At 33.9% G+C, this 18226-nt stretch carries 15 protein-coding genes and 1 pseudogene; 9 read left to right on the forward strand and 7 right to left on the reverse strand.

Annotated features, from left to right (window positions below; all coding sequences use genetic code 11):
• The first annotated feature begins 35 nt into the window (after window positions 1-35).
• Window positions 36-1397, forward strand: a complete 1362-nt coding sequence (gene tnpC / locus G9F70_RS05015) for an IS66 family transposase (RefSeq protein WP_164947646.1) — start codon at window positions 36-38, stop codon at window positions 1395-1397.
• Between the two features lie 78 nt (window positions 1398-1475).
• Here the strand turns inward: tnpC and G9F70_RS05020 are convergent, their stop codons facing one another.
• The 3 genes from G9F70_RS05020 to G9F70_RS05030 are packed head-to-tail and all read right to left on the reverse strand — an operon-like array spanning window position 1476 to window position 5384.
• Window positions 1476-2501 carry a tyrosine-type recombinase/integrase gene (locus tag G9F70_RS05020; RefSeq protein WP_164948056.1) on the reverse strand — a complete coding sequence of 342 codons (1026 nt, stop codon included), beginning with the start codon at window positions 2499-2501 and terminating at the stop codon, window positions 1476-1478.
• Window positions 2491-3462, reverse strand: coding sequence for a tyrosine-type recombinase/integrase (locus G9F70_RS05025; RefSeq protein ID WP_164948055.1), 972 nt, complete (start codon window positions 3460-3462; stop codon window positions 2491-2493). The genes G9F70_RS05020 and G9F70_RS05025 overlap by 11 nt, the downstream gene beginning before the upstream one ends.
• Window positions 3459-5384, reverse strand: a complete 1926-nt coding sequence (locus G9F70_RS05030; protein WP_164948054.1) for a tyrosine-type recombinase/integrase — start codon at window positions 5382-5384, stop codon at window positions 3459-3461. Before G9F70_RS05030 ends, G9F70_RS05025 begins: the two co-directional genes overlap by 4 nt.
• A gap of 169 nt (window positions 5385-5553) precedes the next feature.
• Here G9F70_RS05030 and G9F70_RS05035 point away from each other — a divergent pair.
• Window positions 5554-5832: pseudogene (locus tag G9F70_RS05035) on the forward strand (IS66 family transposase); the annotation flags it as partial.
• Between the two features lie 42 nt (window positions 5833-5874).
• Here the strand turns inward: G9F70_RS05035 and G9F70_RS05040 are convergent.
• Both G9F70_RS05040 and G9F70_RS05045 read right to left on the reverse strand, forming a co-directional pair.
• The gene (locus tag G9F70_RS05040; protein WP_202882663.1) at window positions 5875-6189 is read right to left on the reverse strand and encodes a hypothetical protein; all 315 of its coding nucleotides are present in this window, start codon (window positions 6187-6189) and stop codon (window positions 5875-5877) included.
• A gap of 162 nt (window positions 6190-6351) precedes the next feature.
• Window positions 6352-7089, reverse strand: coding sequence for an alpha/beta fold hydrolase (locus G9F70_RS05045; RefSeq protein ID WP_164947589.1), 738 nt, complete (start codon window positions 7087-7089; stop codon window positions 6352-6354).
• Window positions 7090-7448: 359 nt separating this feature from the next.
• On the opposite strand from G9F70_RS05045, the gene G9F70_RS05050 reads away from it, so the two are divergent.
• The gene (locus G9F70_RS05050; protein ID WP_125005823.1) at window positions 7449-7700 is read left to right on the forward strand and encodes a kinase to dihydroxyacetone kinase; all 252 of its coding nucleotides are present in this window, start codon (window positions 7449-7451) and stop codon (window positions 7698-7700) included.
• Window positions 7701-7816: 116 nt separating this feature from the next.
• Here the strand turns inward: G9F70_RS05050 and G9F70_RS05055 are convergent, their stop codons facing one another.
• Complete coding sequence (locus G9F70_RS05055) at window positions 7817-8227, reverse strand: NUDIX hydrolase (RefSeq protein WP_224617791.1); 411 nt, start codon at window positions 8225-8227, stop codon at window positions 7817-7819.
• Between the two features lie 797 nt (window positions 8228-9024).
• On the opposite strand from G9F70_RS05055, the gene abc-f reads away from it, so the two are divergent.
• The 6 genes from abc-f to G9F70_RS05085 all read left to right on the forward strand — a co-directional run bounded on the left by abc-f (window position 9025) and on the right by G9F70_RS05085 (window position 17243).
• Window positions 9025-11004, forward strand: a complete 1980-nt coding sequence (abc-f, locus tag G9F70_RS05060; RefSeq protein WP_164947591.1) for a ribosomal protection-like ABC-F family protein — start codon at window positions 9025-9027, stop codon at window positions 11002-11004.
• A 540-nt stretch (window positions 11005-11544) separates the two neighbouring features.
• Complete coding sequence (locus tag G9F70_RS05065) at window positions 11545-12639, forward strand: NlpC/P60 family protein (protein WP_164947592.1); 1095 nt, start codon at window positions 11545-11547, stop codon at window positions 12637-12639.
• Between the two features lie 277 nt (window positions 12640-12916).
• On the forward strand, window positions 12917-13633 hold the full coding sequence (locus G9F70_RS05070) for a hypothetical protein (protein ID WP_164947593.1): 717 nt from the start codon (window positions 12917-12919) through the stop codon (window positions 13631-13633).
• 246 nt (window positions 13634-13879) lie between these two features.
• Window positions 13880-15355, forward strand: coding sequence for a protein adenylyltransferase SelO (locus tag G9F70_RS05075; protein WP_164947594.1), 1476 nt, complete (start codon window positions 13880-13882; stop codon window positions 15353-15355).
• A gap of 316 nt (window positions 15356-15671) precedes the next feature.
• A complete protein-coding gene (locus G9F70_RS05080; RefSeq protein WP_164947595.1) occupies window positions 15672-16814 on the forward strand; it encodes an aldo/keto reductase in 1143 nt (380 codons plus the stop codon).
• A gap of 66 nt (window positions 16815-16880) precedes the next feature.
• Window positions 16881-17243 (forward strand): hypothetical protein, encoded by a 363-nt coding sequence (locus G9F70_RS05085; RefSeq protein WP_164947596.1) that lies wholly within the window; start codon window positions 16881-16883, stop codon window positions 17241-17243.
• A 269-nt stretch (window positions 17244-17512) separates the two neighbouring features.
• On the opposite strand, the gene G9F70_RS05090 is transcribed toward G9F70_RS05085, so the two are convergent.
• Entirely contained in the window at window positions 17513-17716 is a 204-nt protein-coding gene (locus G9F70_RS05090) for a hypothetical protein (protein WP_224617423.1), read from the reverse strand.
• Between the last annotated feature and the right edge of the window lie 510 nt (window positions 17717-18226).

An 18226-nucleotide genomic window follows, 5' to 3' on the forward strand; every position in this document is an offset into this window, starting at 1 on the left:
ATATAAGTATAAAAACTTTAGAAGAGGTAATTAAAATGAATGACTTAAATATTGAAGAACAATTAGATTATAAAACAAAAAACATAATTTCTAAGATGGAAAAAGAGATAGAATTAAAGGATAACGAAATTAGAGATCTTAAAAATGAACTTTTATTTTTAAGAAATCAAGTTCTTAATAATAATAAAAAAATATTCGGTAAGTCCAGCGAGCAGATGGATACCAACCAAATATCTCTTTTTGACGAAGCAGAAAAATTTTGTGATTCAAAAGTGGCGGAGCCAACCATTGAAGAAATAACATATAAGAGAAAAAAGGCCTCTTCTTATGTAGGAAAGAAAGACAATCTAGCTAATTTAGAAAGAGTAATTATCGAACATAAATTAGATGAAGATAAAACTAATTGTGATAAGTGCAATGGACAATTAGTTGTTATAGGCACAAAGTCAAAGGAAAATCTAAAATATAAACCAGCGGAGCTATATATAGAGGAGCATATAACCTATAGCTACGCTTGTAAAACATGTGAAGAAGCTGAAGGCAAAGCAAATATAATTACTACAAAATCACCTAACAGCTTTCTATATAAAAGCATGGCATCTAACGAATTAATAAGCCATGTGATAAATCTTAAATATCAATATGCGCTACCGCTTTATAGACAGGAAACCTATTTTGATATGCTTGGTGCAAATCTTTCTAGGCAAACTTTGTCCAATTGGATAATCGGTGCTGCAAAAGAGTTTGAACCTGTCTACGACATGATGAAGGAAGAACTATTAGAAAGCCATTATGTCCAGGCAGATGAAACAACGGTAGTAGTTGTAGATTCTAAGGGCCAAGATTCCAAGGCTAAAAAATATATGTGGTTATACAAAACTGGCGAGTATAAGGAACCAATTATTTTGTATGACTATCAAAAGACAAGATCAAGCTCTTGCCCTAAAGCGTTTTTAAAGGGATTTTCTGGAATACTCCAAACAGACGGTTATGCCGGCTATAATTATGTAGAAAATGCAGAAAGGCTATACTGTTTGGCTCATATAAGGAGAAAATATTTTGATATAGTTACAAAGCTAGATAAAGAAGCCCTAAAAAATTCTCGTGCAATAATAGGGTTTAATTTTTGTGAGCAACTTTATAAAATCGAAAAAGATTTAAGAGATAAATATGCTGGTGAAGATGATTACTATGAAAAACGCTATGTAACAAGACTTGAAAAATCAGCACATATTATTGAAGAATTTATAAAGTATGTGGGTACAGAAATAAAAAGTGCATTGCCAAGAAGTCCATTGGGCGCAGCCTTAGAATATAGCCGAAAGCTATTACCTAGTTTTAGAATTTTTTTAACAGATGGCTCCTTAGAAATTGATAATAATGGATCCTTATGCTAAGGAATATATTATCCTCAGGATTTGCATAAAACCCTTGCTGTTAGAGGATTTTATGCATAAATCCTAAGGATTATATTTTTACCTAAGGCCACACAGTTTAGCCATTTTCTCTTCGGAGTCAACCCAAAGTGGTTTTTCATCTTTCGTCTGCGGGGATTCAACAGAATCCATTGCTTTACGCATCATGGCTAAAGAAGGCCTTGCATAGATCCGAGTAGTATCAAGAAAAGCGTGACCCAAAATCCTGGAAACAAGAGCAAGTTCAACTCCGTTTTGATACAAATTTGTTGCCCTTGTTCGCCGCAACATATGTGGATATACACGTGGCGGTATATCATGACAGAATTCTCTGGCCTTGGCAGCATACTGCTGTATGAACCGTTCCACATTACCCTCCGACATTTTCCCGGCTTTCCCTTTAATGATTGTATAGAAAAGCAGATTAGTGTCTAGGTTATGTTTTGAGTGATAACCATCAAGGTATTGCTTAATATGTTTTACGGTTTTGACGTTAATTGCAACAACACGTTCCTTGCTGCCCTTACCCATAACACGGATGTAGGGATTTTCTTCGCTCAAGCAGATATCATTTACCCGAAGGTTCAGTATCTCCGCAAGCCTGACAGCGCTATCGTATAACAGAATCATGATAGTTCGGTCCCGTAATCCCATGCGGGTATTGGCTGGTTGAGTGAAAATGGCATTTAGGGCATCCTCGGAAAGCACAAATTTCTCATTAGCAGGATTTTTAGATTGGGGAACACGGCTCACCTCAAGAGCGATGGATTGCAGTGTCACATCTTTGTCTGCTGCAAACCACAGATATGATTTGAGCGCAGCTAGCCGCTGGTTACGTGTGCCAGGCTTGTTCCCTTGAGCTTTTAAATATTCAAGAAACTCGAAGATGCAGTTTCTGGTACACTGGACAAATGTAAATTTAGCTATGGATATATTGAGCTCGTTTAGGATATATCTGCGAAAAAGAGTAAGAGCATCTCTGTAGGACTCTATCGTGTCAGGGCTCCGCCCCAACTGTTTTGCCATATATATGTCAAGAAACTCATATGTCATTGAGAAAAATAAATTACTGTTGCTATTCTTCATAGGGACCCACCTCCGGGATAATCCTGTCAGCGACGCTGTCGTGCTTTCTGACTATCTCAAATGCGGATATACTCTGATGATAATAATACTGCGTTTCATCGATTGAGGTATGTCCAAGATACCGGCTCAAATACGGCATCATGGCCTCGAAATCCTTGCCTTCGTTCATCCAGTCGTTCATTTTTGTTACCACAAATGTATGTCGGAGGGAATGAACTGTAGGTTTTTTATCGACTTTTCCTGCATAAGAGGTCATATTCCAAAATTCTTTGAACTTTTTATCAATGCTTGTTTTCGGTAATGGTTTGGATTCATCCCGTGCCGGGAAGAACCACTCCCTATCAGGCACCAGCTTCTGCATAAGCATGTCATATCTTTTGCACATTTTCAGTATGTCTTCATACATGAAAACCACACGGTCCTTACGCCCTTTTGATTGGTAGATGCAAAGACAACCATTTTCAAGATCGACTGCAGATTTTTTCAGATAACAGCCTTCGGACAACCGCAGCCCACAGCAGTAGAACAGCCTGAACAACACACTATATGATAATGATAAACGCAGAAAACTTGACTGGCAAGGCAAGAATCTGTCAACTGCTTTGTAAAACTCATGCATTTCATCGGGTGATAGAATGTGCGGGACTGAAATTGAGTTAGACTCAAAAGCCCGGGGAATGTAGGCCTCTATATTCAATGAGATCATATACATAGCCAACTGCCTTACGAAAGAAACCCTTTGGTTGCGATAATTTTTGCTTTCTGTCGACCTTTGCTCAGCCCATGCCATTACTAGATCTCTTGTCAGGCTGCCGTTATTATATCCGTTTTCGGTGCAAAACCGATCAAAGTGTTCCAGCATATACGCTTCGAACTCGTATCTATAGCCATCGGCTCTTTTTTGACTGATCAAGCCCGAAATATATGGAGCTAATTGGCTGTGATACTCATAATGTTTCATAGACTGAATCCTCCGGAATATTCAATACCTTTTAAGCCAATGGCACATAAGCGCATTTGATCTTCATTAGTAGCAAGATACTCATCAACAGTATGGACGCCAACATGTCCCAGTGCTGCAGCGATTGACGGAACAGAACTGCCGGCTGCCAGGAGCTTTGAAGCGAATGTTTTTCTGGTCACGTGGAAACCATGTATTACCTCACTATCATACTGAGCCGTTACTACCGCTCTCAATAATCTCCCAAAGGTACTACCAAGTTTGCAATAGGGTGCCCGATGATGGACAAAGACGTAGCAGGAATTGCTTTGAGGCCTACCTTCAAATATGTAACGATACAGGCTGTTGCCTGCATCAACAAGTAATGGTAATTTCAAATACACACCTGTTTTCTGCTGAATAAAAGAAATTGAATTCTCTTTCCATGAGATGTCAGTCAGTTTGAGATTTGCAATATCAGATGCCCTTAAACCCATTCTGAGACCCAACATAACAATCGCAATATTTCTCAACTTAATTGGGCGATCAACATTTTGCCGGAAAGTATAGATAGCATCAATTTGTTTATCTGACAGAGTAGTTACAATAGAATTGTGTGGTGCCATTTCTGTTGACACAGCAAGCTCGAGGGTATCAGGTATCAGTCCCTTTCGGGCAAGAAATCTGAGAAAACCTCGGATTTTAACAGCGTAAGCGTTCTTTCCTTCAATCGTGCTGTGATTATCGTGAACCTGAAAATCCTTAATAACTTCACCCGTAATCCCTTTCTCACTAACAATGCCGCGCTTATCTAAAAAAACAATGAACCTGGAACAAGAACTACCTATCATACACATGGTGGAGTCGGCACAACCTTCATGTTTTCTCTCTAAGAGATACTGAGACTGCAAGTTATCGCCCCACACAGGAAGACAATATTTTGGCTCATGAGTGGAAAAGCAACTAGTTGTCAAAGCTCCCGTGCATAAAATCTCATTAATGCTTAAAAGAACCCTTCGAAAAGCCAAGTACTTAGCTCGGGACCATTTTGATTTCTGAAACTCAAGCCAATCCAGTGCTAAATCATTAGAATACGAGAAGGAATTTGCATCCATAAAAACTCTAAAATCTCTTGATGCTTGTGCATCCATTTTGCGAATAAAAGACGAATATTTCCGATTTTTGTGTATGTCAGCAAGTTGCTTAGCAGCTGTGTCATATTCTACCATTGAATGCGGAATATCTTTCTCTAAAGAATTGAAAAACTTCAAGAACCTATTACGCTCTGGTTCCGGTAATTCTGCAACAATAATTAGGTCGGGAATGACAAATTTATTGAGTGCAAGTCCTACAGTTTTGAAAACCAGTCCATGGTCAGCCATGTACATAAGACAATGGCTAATTTCATTATTGCACCGATTCTTGACCTTCGATGAAATATGGATGTCTTTGGTAAAAAATGATTTCACAATTCCATGGGTAATCTCAGAAGGCTGACTTATACCTTCGAACTTTAAAAATAAAAAAAAACGAGAGCAAGCGTTTCTTATCTGAGTTAGGTATGAAGCCTTATGGCTGCAAGTTAATCTTGCAAGATAGTTATCCAAGATTGTTCTGCTCCAATTTGGAAGCTGATTATAGGGGGGCGTACGTTCAATTTTAGTTTGCAGACTCATAGTTACACCACCATGTTCCATGATATCTTCCAATACGCTCATCGCTTTTCTTGATTCTTTGACTTTGTGAGTTTTCCAGTGTTCCTTACTGTTATTAATCCATTGATTTGTAAGTTCGGTTGAATATGAAAGTCCCCTATATTCCATATATTCTTTGAACTCTCTGGCGGCAACTCGGAAAGCAGAACAGCAGCTATCTGAATATTCGAGCCTGCTGTAGTCATTTAGTCCGACTTTAACTGCTTCATCATAACATTGATAATACATGATAAAACCTCCTAGTAGTTTTACCATAAGTATGTCCTGAGCTGCTGCTGTTTAAACATAATCCTCAGGATTTATGCAGAAACTCTGCTGATATCAATGGTTTTCTTCAAATCCTTAGGATTATATTTTTCTTGGCATAAGGATCCTAATCCTAAGCTAAGGATTAGGATCCGAAAGAGCAATAAAACCATTTGTTATTGGACGCAAGAACTGGCTCATGTGCAATACTCCTAAAGGAGCTAGAGCAAGTGCAACAATATATAGCATAGTAGAAACGGCTAAAGCGAATGGTTTAATTGTAGAAAAATACTTAGTATACTTAATGGATGTGATGTCCAATTTAGAAAATAAGGATAAGAATACGCTATTAAAACACATGCCTTGGTCCAAGGAACTACCTGAACATATTAAGCTTCAAAATAAGAATCTTCATGGTAAAAAAGATTAAAATAAAATCCAGTAGAAAAGCACTTGCTGCTTACTACTGGATTTAGTTTATCAAAATAGTTCCTAAAAATAAATACGGAGAATTTTTGACGCTTACGTTATACGGAATTAGAATGATTGTTTGATCGGCAGGTGTAAACAAATCTATTCCCTCTTGGTTTTCGTCAGGTCTAAAATATTTTCTTCCAAACTTTTGTACCACCCATCCTTCAATTCCATTAGGGATTGAACCATAATTGCCATTTTTCTCAACTGATTCAAATGATGGCATTGCATTACCTGTAGCACCAATCAGTGTGCAGTAACATCTTTCTGTAATTTCAATTCTGTATAAATTCTTTGTTTCTAAAAGACTCATAAAAATCTTCTCCTTTCTTTATTTGAAAGTTACATCGTATAATGTTACAAATTCTACCTAACTCTACAGGAATTATAGCATAGTATACATATTTCTACATTAGTACATTCCTATACTAGTAAATATTCTCATTTTTAAATACCGTATTATTCACTTCGGAATCTATTTACTTATTCCATTAACTATCCCTTTTACTGCATCAATCACCACCTGGGGCTTATCCTTCTGTATATAATGACCGCTATCCTCAACAATAATGTGTTTACTATAATCTGATAATGATACTAAGTCATTTTGATAGTTTAACCAGGTTTCTTCTGTAATGCTAGAAGGTTCTTCACCTTTATGGTCAGCGGTAAGGACAATTATTGGAATATTCCTTAATGCATCCTTTTCTCTTATTTCTTTTACTTGTTTAGCACTAATTAGTAATTCATCAAAGGTTTGTTCTGAACCAATGGATTGGATTTTCACGATTTCTATTTCTTTTGAAGAAGAACGTTTCACCCTATCTTCAAATTGATTTTCATGTGAACAATCAACAAATACAATACCAGACACTTCTTTAGGATATGTACCTGCAAATAATCTTGCATTATAGCCTCCAATTGAATGCGCAACTATAATATAGGGGGCTTTAACCTTTGATTTATTTAAAACAGTATGTAACTCATGAACTTGGTCTAAGCTGCTTCTTGGTAAATCACTTGTATCACTATTTCCGAGACCTGCTCTATCATAAGAAAATGTTCTTGTATTTTTTGAAATTTCATTTTGAACTACCTCCCAGTCAAAATGAGTACACCCTAGCCCTGATTCAAATACGACAGTTGGATTCCCTTTTCCATAACAATTCACATATAGCCTCGGCAATTTTGTTTCTTTTATTTTTATAAACATACAATCCCCCTCTGGATATTATATTTTATCCATGTAATGCGTTAGTATTAATTTATGTGTATTATTAGTAGGCCTCTTATAAGGGTATATAAAATTGCCACATTGCCATACTACCATTTTTATATAAAATAGTATATATTTGTTTTAAAATCCATATTATTTAGTTGTCAAAGAACATTGTTCATACTTTTAAATTCATTAGTTAAGACGTACTTTTCTCAGTAGTCTATACATATTTGCATTACGTAGCAACTAATAAAAAATGTTCTTTGAAAATTGAATAGTGTGATATTAAAAAAGCATGTTATAATTAACCAAAGTATAAATCAGAATTTGTAAAACAGAAAAGGAGAATAATTATGCTTGAATACAGATTTGATACGCAGTTATTAATTGAAGGAGAAAAACTTTCAGAAGATAAAATAAACGAGTATATTACAAAAAACATTGAAGGAGATTGCTTACTTGCGGTTGGTGATGAGGAACTGATTAAAATTCATTTTCACACAAATACTCCATGGAAAGTACTTGAGTATTGTGCTTCATTAGGTGATATTCATGATGTTGTTGTAGAAAATATGGAACGACAGACCAATGGTCTTAAAGGTTAAATAATAAATATAAAATCCAATTGAATAATACGGTGTTTTTAAGGGAGTATTCAATTTTATTAGTTGTGACGCTTAATAAGAAAATTGAGACTTAACTCATTAACAAGTGAAAGTAATCATGATTGACCTTGAAAACAGTAGATAGAAGAATTATGAATTAATTTACTAATACCACACTTATGATATGGCATTAACTCATCTGCTCTTGAAATATCTACCCATGTTATTTCAGATATTTCTTCAGGATTGTCAATTGAAATATTGCCTACAGTAATTACTACTCTAAATGTAATAAAAATAGCATGTTCTTCCTTTTTCTCAAAAAAACATTCATTAACTGCAATTATATCTTTAATCTTAACTAAAAGACCTGTTTCTTCTTTTACCTCTCTTATAGCCGCTTGCTCTAATGTTTCACCTTCTTCAACTTTACCTCCTGGCATAGACCAAGAGTTAACATCTTTATTATGTACCAGTAACACCTGTTCAGTTTCTTTATTGTATATTAAACAATATGCTACATTCACTCCTTTCAATTATAAACACCCCTTTATAAATAATATCTTACAACTTCGACCTAGCTCTATAGAAATTATAGCATATTATACATATGTTCACACTATTATATTACCATAATAGTTAATTATTTCATTTCATTTTTAAATACCGTATTATTCAATTTTCAAAGAACGTTGTTCGTACTTTCAATTTCAACAGTTACGTCGCCCTTTTTTCAAAGTTATTCATAAGAATTACTAAAGAAATTATGTAATTAAGATCCAAGTCTAATATATAAAAAATACATTATTTCAACTTATTTACATTGCATGCAAAAGGTGATATAATAAGAAAAAATGTTGAAAGGGGATAGTAAATTATGACACCAGCTAATTGCTAATATTAATTTAAAATTAATATATATTTTATAATGAGTTTTAATTTGCCTAATTATATTTAGGTTTTATTGTTATGCTCTTTATGGAATAAGGCATTTAGAAGGTAACTTACTTTACTGGAATTCAACATTATAATTTATAAGATATTTCAAGAATTTATTTTGAAATATTAAGCCAAAGTTTTTTAAAATTTTGGTGCAAGATATATCAGAATAATTAGATGGCTTTATTAACGTCATAAATTTTTTGCTTATATCTGATTTTAATAAATTATAGTAGTAATAGAGTGTTTCAGACTGTAAGAAGAGATGATCTTCTTATGGTCTTTTTATTTTTCATATTACTTTAAAAGATTATAGTAGATAAGAACTTTTTCTGCCTGTCCATAGAGTTCTAAATTTAAAATATGGATGAAAGAAGGAATTTTTATGTTTGAATTATCATTAAATGGTGTAAAAAAATATATGGATGCCACACTTGTTGTCAAGAATATAAGCTTTCAAGTTTATTCAGGAGAAAAAGTTGGTATAGTAGGTGTAAATGGAAGTGGAAAGAGCACTATCCTTAAGCTAATTGCGGGAATAGAACCTATGAATTACTATCCAGGTTACCCACAAACCTCAAGCTATGGATATGATGAAGGGATTATTAACATGCCCAGAGGAGCCAGCAGTGCTTACCTTGAGCAAATACCAGAGTATCATGAGAGTTTAAAGGTTATTGATGTTTTAAATTTAGCTTTTGAGGAAATTCATAATATAGAGAATAAAATGCGTAAATTAGAAGAAGAAATGAAATTTTTAGAAAATACTGTCTTGGAAAAAGCATTAAAACAGTACAGTGAATTGGTTCAATTATATGAAGTTAAAGGCGGATACGATGTAGAAGAAAAATTAAGTAAGATTTGCACGGGCCTGAAGCTTAATGATAGTTTTTTAGACAAAGACTTTACTTTATTAAGCGGTGGTGAAAAAACTACGGTAGTACTTGGGAAGCTCTTGATTGATAATCCGGATATATTACTACTGGACGAACCTACAAATCATTTGGATATGGATTCAATTGAATGGCTTGAAGGTTATCTTAAGGCTTATAAGGGAATTGTAATTATTGTATCTCATGATAGATATTTTCTTGATAATGTAGTAACAAAGATTGTAGAAGTAGAGGATATGGAATCTATAACCTACAAGGGTAACTATTCTTCTTATGTTGATCAAAAGGAAGAAAATATGCTTGAACAATTTCATCAATATAAGGAACAGCAAAAGCAGATTAAGACTATACAGAAGAATGTAAAGGAATTAAGAGATTGGGCAACTAGGGTAGATAATAATAAATTCTTTAAAAGAGCTGTCAGCCTGCAAAAAAAACTTGATAAAATGAAAAGTAGTGACACTGAAAGTAACAAGTCTTACCGATCCAGAGGTCAATATATAAGAACTGAAAAACCGAAGTTTGAAAGAAAGAATATGAAGCTTAACTTTAAAGAAACTGAAAGATCTGGTAATGAGACAATTAAGGCTGAAGGACTTTCTAAATCTTTTGAAGATAAGCTTATTTTAAAAGATGCAGATTTAATGATTAATTTCGGTGAAAGAGTGGCACTAATCGGACCAAATGGAAGCGGGAAAACCACCTTCTTAAAACTGCTCTTAGGTGAAGAGTGTCCAGATGCCGGTGTAGTGGAATTAGGTGCCAATGTAATGGCGGCGTATTTGCCACAGAAAATTACTTTTAAAAACGAGGAACTCACTGTGCTGGATTGTTTCAGGGAAGATGTTTTCCTGCCAGAGGGGAAAGCACGGGAATACCTGGCCAAATTCATGTTTTATGGGAGCAGTGTCTTTAAGAAAGTAAAGCACTTATCCGGAGGAGAGAAAATAAGGCTTAGCTTAAGCAAACTGTTATATGAAGATGTGAATTTATTGATACTAGATGAGCCCACCAATCATCTTGATATTGATTCCATAGAAACCTTTGAGGAAGCGCTGGAAGAGTTTAAAGGAACTATATGTTTCATTTCTCACGACAGATACTTTATAAATAAAATCGGTGAAAGAGTTATTGCTATTGAGGACAATGCTTTTAAAAGTTATCCTGGTAATTATAATTATTATAAAAGTGTAAAAGATGAGCTGACCCAACAGGCCATTAAAGAGCCGGTGGTGAAGAGTGGAAAAGTTAAGAAATCAAGAAACGTTGATCAAAGAAAAAATATGGAATATGAAAAGGATAGAGCTGGAGCCAAGGTTACAAGTCTTGAAAATGAAATAAGAGAGATTGATTTAGCTATGGCTGACTCAAGGGTACATTATGAGGAGCTTAATAAGCTGTACTGTAGGAAAGAGGAGTTAAGTAAAGCGATGGATGGAGCTATGGAATTGTGGTTAAATTTTAATAATTAAAGGCAAGAATAAGTTTTACGACCCTCTATATTAGTTATAGTAGCCAAGGAAGCGGGCATACCAATAGAAAAAATAATTGAAATAAAAAAGAAAATGCTCCATTAGAAATAGCATAAAATTAATAATAGTATATTCATTAATCTCTTACATCAGTAAAAGATGTAGGGGATTTTTATATTACTAACTATTATGCAGTGCTGCAATCGGTTCTACGCTATATTAAGGATATTCTTTCAGACCAGTCTCTGGGAGAAATAGCTTGTGATAGTGATAAAAGCTACCATCAATTTGCAAGAATAAAAAGGAAAGCCCTAGAAAAACTGAAAACATTAATATAAATTTATATATTAAAAAAATCGCACAAAACTTCGTAGTGGCGCACTTGCTAACTAACTATGTATACCAAAAATATCCTTCATTTATAATTAATTCCTTTACATTTTTTTTGTTTTTGTGTATTATAGTAATTAGATTTAAGCAATAAAAGTATTTGATGAATAATTTGTCGAAAGATTAAATTATATATAGGAGGATTGAAAATTGAATAAAAAATTTATTTTAGCCATAATGGTACTTGGTGTAACTATGAGCACTGGTTTTACTAGTGTATACGCAGATACTGCGTCGGATAAGGCGAAAATTCAACAGGTTCAAACTCAAAGGAACAGCCTTGAAAGTAAAGTACAGATGATGGACAATCAGATTGAAAAAATCATGTCTAAAATCAATAGTAATGAAAATAATATAACTAATATACAAGAACATATTAAACAAACTCAAATAAATATTGTAAAAGCAGAGGCTGATATTAAAGCAGAACAGATTCTTTTTGATAAAAGAATGAGAGCAATGTATATGAATGGGACGTCAAGCTATATAGACGTTATACTAAGCTCAAATGGTGTGGAGGATTTAATATCTAGAGTAGAAGATCTCAAAACGATAATAACCTTTGACCAAAATGTTATTAGTGATTTAGAAACAAAAAAGGTAGCGATTAACTTAAAGAAAGTAGAGCTAGATACAGAAAATACAAAGTTGATGTCTTTAAGAGTTGACAATAAAAAGAAATTGGATACTTTAACCAAACAAAAATCAGAACAAACTGTATTGGTAACACAATTAAATGCTCAAGAAAATCAATATAAGGCACAACTGGCAACAGACCAAGCTGCGGAAGCAAGACAAGCTAATGAAGCAAGACAAGCTGCAGCAGATAAAATAGCAAATGCGGCTCTTAGTGCAGTAAATCCGGCTCCTAGTGTAACACCTTCAAGAGGTGGAGCTACATTTTCTTCTAATTCACTCTTAGCATATGCTTCAAATTTTCTTGGGGTTAATTATGTATGGGGTGGGACAAGCCCTTCAGGCTTTGATTGCTCAGGCTTTACACAATATGTATTTGCACATTTTGGAGTAGACATACCAAGGGTTTCAGAAGATCAACAAAATGTAGGAACACTTATATCTAGAGATAATCTTCAACCAGGAGATTTGGTGTTTTTCGGAACTCCAGCTCATCATGTAGGTATATATGTTGGGAATGGTGACATGATAAATGCACCTCACTCAGGTGCTGTAATTAGAATTCAACCGCTAAATAGCGATTTTACATATGGACGTAGAGTTAATTAAATAAAAATTCATTTAGACAAAGCATCTATATTAATTTATAGATGCTTTTTGTATTTATAAAAAATTACAACTTCAAGAATAACTGATGATTTAAGTGAAGATATTATCAATTTTAAGAGGGAACGCAAACATAAATAATTTCTTAAAACAAAAATAAACTTCAAGTAAAATGAAAAAACCCTCTAAAAAATCATATCATGTATCGTATATAAGGGTGAAATGATAAAACGTGTGATAACAGTTAATAATTGTTATATACATAAGAGGAGGAATTAACATGAAAAACACAAAATTAAGTTTATTTGTACTCGCTTTAACATTATCAATTGGTGTATCATCTGGGGTTTATGCATGTGAACAAAATAAAACCACGAAGGATGTAAAACCAACTTCTGTAGCACAAAAAATAGATGTCAAAGATGCAAAAACTCAGCAATGGGAAGCAAAATTCCTTAAAAATCATGAAGAAAAGAAAAATTTTAATAAATGTCATAAAGACTTTGAAAAGGTAAATGAGCATAAATACGACAAAGTTAAGCCAGTTATTAGTGTAGCAGATAAAGCCGCTTTAAAAGTTAAAACAGATAAAATAGCAACAGTTAAAGACGCTAATAAAGTTTTGAAAACTACAATTATTAAAAATGCACAAGCAGTCAAGGTAGAATTAAAAAGAATTGAAGGTAGTAAGATAGTATTAGATCCAGTAGTAAAAACTGAAGCTGATTCAGTTTTGTTAGCTGTAAAAGATGTAACTACTAAGAAAACTTGTGTAAATTCAGTAGTTTCAACAGTTATACCAGTTAGTGTTGTAGCGCCTGTATTACCCATAGTTGAGCCTATAGTACCAGTAGTACCTGTAGAGAAAACTTATCTAGAAAAATCAAATGAAAGATTAGACAATGTGTTTCAAAAGTATACAGAAAAAAACACACAGTTAACGACTTTAGGAACTAGACTTTTAAATCTTTTAAATGCTTTAACACTTATAAAATAGAATAGTTGTAAAAAAATAAAAGTCTTGAATTTAATTCAGGACTTTTTTTGATTTGTAAGTATTATAAATACAAGAGTTCTCATATATTACAATGTAAAAAAGGGTATAATAAATTGACAGAAGTAGAAACTAAAAGTGGCTGACTTGTGTTGGTATAGAAAGTAGATAACTAAAAATATAATAGAATGCATTATTTTTGATTTATGTAAAATAAAAGGATATAAGAAGAAAAGGAGTGGAGATAGGATGGCAGAGAGAAAAAGAGTAATAGAAACAGGATGGAACTTAGAAAACAGTTATGCTCGTCTACCAAAATCATTTTTCAACATAATCAAACCAAACCTGGTATCTTCACCGAAGTTGATCATTCTCAATTATTCCTTGGCAACATCCCTTGGGCTTAACGACCAGGCGCTGCAAAGCAATGATGGCATAGCGGTGCTTGCTGGCAACCAGGTTCCAAAAGGAACTTTACCTCTTGCGCAGGCTTACGCAGGGCATCAATTCGGGCATTTTACGATGCTTGGGGATGGCAGGGCTATGCTTATTGGTGAACAGATTACGCCTTCAGGCGAAAGATTTGATATTCAGCTCAAGGGTTCAGGGAAAACGCCATACTCCCGAGGGGGTGATGGTCGAGCGGCACTTGGACCGATGCTACGCGAATACATCATTAGCGAAGCAATGCATGCGCTTGGTATTGACACCACCCGCAGCCTGGCAGTGGTGACAACCGGTGAGCTTGTAGTCCGCGAAACCCAGCAACTTGGTGCAATTATGACTCGCGTGGCTGCAAGTCATCTCAGAGTCGGCACCTTTCAATACGTTTCAAAATGGGGCACAGCTTTGGATCTTCGGGCCCTTGCTGATTACACATTGCAAAGACATTTTCCAGAGGTTGATGCGGGTGGGAACCAATATCTTTTTCTACTTCGGGAAGTAATTAAGCGTCAAGCCGCGCTGATTGCCAAATGGCAACTGGTTGGCTTTATTCACGGGGTGATGAATACGGACAATATGGCCATTAGTGGAGAAACCATTGATTATGGTCCTTGTGCCTTCATGGATAGCTATGACCTGGCAACAGTATTCAGTTCCATTGACATTCAAGGCCGCTATGCCTATGGCAATCAGCCACATATTGCCGAGTGGAATCTTGCGCGATTTGCGGAAACCCTATTGCCACTGCTACATGTTAATCAGGAGCAGGCTGTCAAGCTAGCTCAGGAAGCGATTTCAGATTTTACTAAGTTGTATCACTACAACTGGCTCACGGGAATGAGAGCAAAACTGGGAATATTTAACGAGGAGATACAGGATGAAGCCCTTATTGAAGAACTCCTCAGTTTGATGCAGAAGTATCATTCGGACTATACTAATACCTTCATTTCATTAACTTTTGATACACGGTGGGATGCTGCACTATTTGGCAGCACAGAATTTGCTCATTGGCATGAGCTGTGGCAGGAGAGACTAGGTAGGCAGAAAGAACCGAAAGCCTCCTCCCATAAGTTGATGCGGAGTTCAAATCCAGCTCTAATCCCTCGTAACCACCAGGTAGAAGCGGCACTAGAAGCAGCAGTAAAACAAGGAGACTACAGTGTGATGGAGCGTCTTCTAGATGTTCTGAAAGACCCCTACGCGCATTCCACAGAGCAGGCTGATTACGCTACACTGCCTGCGATATCAAACCGTCCTTATCGAACATTTTGCGGTACTTAATTTAGAAGCATAAAGAGTTATCTTTAATTCAATTTTAAATTTGAATATAGTTGAGAGTTTTGATATAATTCACTTGTTAAACATTTATGTTTTCTCCTTAGTTATTTTTTTTGTCATAACTTAATTATAACAGGAGATTTCATAGATGTTTTTATTTTTTAGAAGATTATTGGAATCGTTTTCTATAATTTATAGTTTATAATAAATTGAAGATAATGTATTTACTATATATAATCGAAATAAACAAATTGAGAGTAATATTTTATAATGAATATTGTTCTCAATTATGTTTTATATTTAAAAAGGAGATAGGTCTATGAATTATACTGAATATGGAAAAACTGAGAAAAAAGTTTCTGTAGTGGGATTTGGAGGCTTAAGATTTGACTTAAGCAAAAGTAATGAGGAAAATGCAGAATTAATTAAATATGCCTATAGTAAAGGAATAAACTATTTTGATACTGCTCCCGGATATTGTGATGATAGAAGCGAGGATATATTTGGTGTTGCTTTTAGAGAAATGATAAAAGAAGGAAAATTAGATTTTATTGTTTCTACTAAGGGAAAACCTAAGGTGTATGATACCGCAGAAAAAGCAGTTAATGCTGTAAAGACCTCTTTAAAGAGATTAGGAGTTCCTAAAATTCATTTTTATCATGTTTGGTGTATAAGAAAGATGGAGCACTATGAATTGTGCATGAAAAAAGGAGGTCAATACGAGGGATTACTTAAATGTAAAGAGGATGGTTTGATAGATCATATTGTTTTTTCCTCCCACCAACCAGGTGAAGAAGTAATAAAGGTGCTAGATGAAAATAAGTTTGAAGGAGTTACCATGGGAATTAATTTACTCAACTTCCCGTATAGATGGAAGGGGGTAACTCATGCTTATAAAAATGAATATGGTGTTGTGGCAATGAATCCATTAAGTGGAGGGTCTATTCCGAGTCATGAAAAAGAATTGGATTTTTTAACAAAAAACGGAGAAACAGCCACACAATTAGCCTTGAGATTTAATATATCTAGTCCTGAAATTACTATAACTTTAGTTGGGTTTGGAAGCAATCACGATATTGATGAAGCTTGCAGGATAGCTGATGAATCAAAGCCTTTTATAAAAGAAGATATTAATAATCTAAGAAATTTAGTAGGCGAAAACATGAATGAGATTTGTACAGGCTGTGGATATTGTAAAGTTTGTCCAAAAGGAATTAATATACCAGGATACATGTTGTTTTACAATGAAAAACAAATGTTTAAGAAAAGCGATGACGAAATGATTCAGTCTGTTTATGGCTTAGAATATTGGAATTACTCTATGAGTAATAAGAAATTTGCTGCTGAATGTGTTAAGTGTGGCAAGTGCCTAGAAGAATGCACCCAACACCTCCCTATAATAGATAGGTTAAAACAAATTGCTGAATGGGAAGAAAAAGGAACTAATGATGTAACTGTATAAGGTGCCTCTCAAAATTTGTAAAGTCAATTAAAAATCATAAAGCGCAATTTAATGGAGGGAATGAAAGTGTATATTATTATCTTTGTTTTAAAACTATTGGAGTTTTTCTTTTACAAAGAAATTGAAAATGGATATCCTAATATTGTTGAGATCATAATGGATTCGGATTGTATACGTGCATCTGCATTTTCATTAGTAATTTTTATAATAATATATTTTTACTTTGGAAATAAAAGGATAAACAAACATAAAGCATTAATAATATTAATAATAGTTTTGATATTTACTGCTTCTTTATTATATTTAGTTGTATTTACATTCTCATACAGTTTCCCAACTAATATCAGAATATCTAGAATTGTAGGATTAATATTATCAATAATTACATGTATATTTATTATTTATAAAGGAATAATTGTAAAACATTAACAATGTTTGTAACATAGTGAATTTACAATAGAACTTTCTACAAATATTGTAATGATAGGCCAAGATATAAATACTACTTTAGTGGCAGAAAATTTATCAATGAAAAACTACCGAAATAATAAACTTCGGTAGTTCGATATACTGGCTAAATGCCTTTAATATTTAACTTATTTTATAACTATAAGAGGAACTAGTTAGTTATAAGAATTAATGGCTTGTGTATTAATTTTTTATAATGGTTACAATTTTAATATTATTGACCATGATGATCACTCACAGTCATCAAACCAATCATCAAACCAATCACTAGAGTTATTATTACATCTTTGATTAGATCTATCATTACACGAATCATTAGAGTCATTATTATGTCTTCGATGAGATCTATCATTAGCACTATTATTACAAAGAATTTGTGCGGAAAGCCCACTCTCTTTAGGTGTGGGATGGATAGCACTACTAAAATATACCATTAGACATGGTTATTTTAGTACGATATAATATACTTAGGTTTTGAAACGAGCCATATACTATCGTTAATGTGTCAATTGTGATGCTTGATAGTGAAATTCTTGAAGAAAATAATTAGTTTTTATATGTTGTAATTTATAGGTTTTATTATAAATGAGAGTATAAAAGAAGTTATTTAGTATTCAAGAACCTCATTCATTTATGTGTGGGAGTTTCAGTAGAGTGAGATTTATGAGACATAGAAAAACCTCCTTTATTGTTTTCAATTTATATTATGAGGCTTGTCTAAAAATGTGCATAGTAACCATTTATATGGTGATTAAACTTATTGTAAGAAAGTTAAAAAGCAAGTTGATCAGTTAATGGTGACTTAACTGGTAAGAAAGAGGCTAAAATAATTACTACTGATACTATTGCAGTTGATGTAGCTTAGAAAAATAGTGCCTGTGAAAAGGCACTATTTTTTGTTGCACAAATATTCTCAAATCTAAATCTCTAATTGTGTTACTAAG

It is taken from the genome of Clostridium sp. FP1, from assembly GCF_011065975.2.
Taxonomy (GTDB): Bacteria; Bacillota; Clostridia; order Clostridiales; family Clostridiaceae; genus Clostridium_AD; species Clostridium_AD tagluense.